1 pseudogene is annotated in these 511 nt (G+C 73.2%); it reads right to left on the reverse strand.

From position 1 onward, the window contains the following. Positions 1–479: pseudogene (locus tag E1266_RS37660) on the reverse strand (hypothetical protein); the annotation flags it as partial. Between the last annotated feature and the right edge of the window lie 32 nt (positions 480–511).

Here is a 511-nt window from a genome sequence, read left to right on the forward strand (position 1 = left end):
GCCACGAACAGCGGCAGCGCGAGCCACACCGCATCCGTGGGCCGCAGCAGCCCGACCCCCGCGATGATCAGCGCTAACACGGCCCAGGCCCGGCGCCCGCCCGCGGCCAGCACCCCAACGGCCGCGACGGCCCCCAGCGCGACCGGCATGTTCGGCAGCACGGTGGCGCCGTACCGCAGAGAAACCCACGGCACCGCGAAAAGCGCCGCCGCCACGGGCACGCTCGCCCGGTCCAGCACCTTGAACCACGGCCAGAAGGCCAGCACCAGCAGAACGGCCGACAGTACGGCGAAGTACACCCGGATCAGCGTCACGTCCGACGTCCAGAGCGTGACCGGCGCGGCCAGCAGCCCCTCTCCGAGGGACCGGTGCGCCGCGAACGGCGTCCGCGGCACGTCGCCGGAGAACTGGCTCGCGTAAACGGCCTCGTCCAGATCGAGCGGAACCCCGAGCCCGCCGGTGACCGCCTGCAGTCCCACATACCCCAGCGCAACGCAGCCGAGCCCCACCC

The organism is Actinomadura sp. 7K534 (genome assembly GCF_004348575.1).
Taxonomy (GTDB): Bacteria; Actinomycetota; Actinomycetes; order Streptosporangiales; family Streptosporangiaceae; genus Spirillospora; species Spirillospora livida.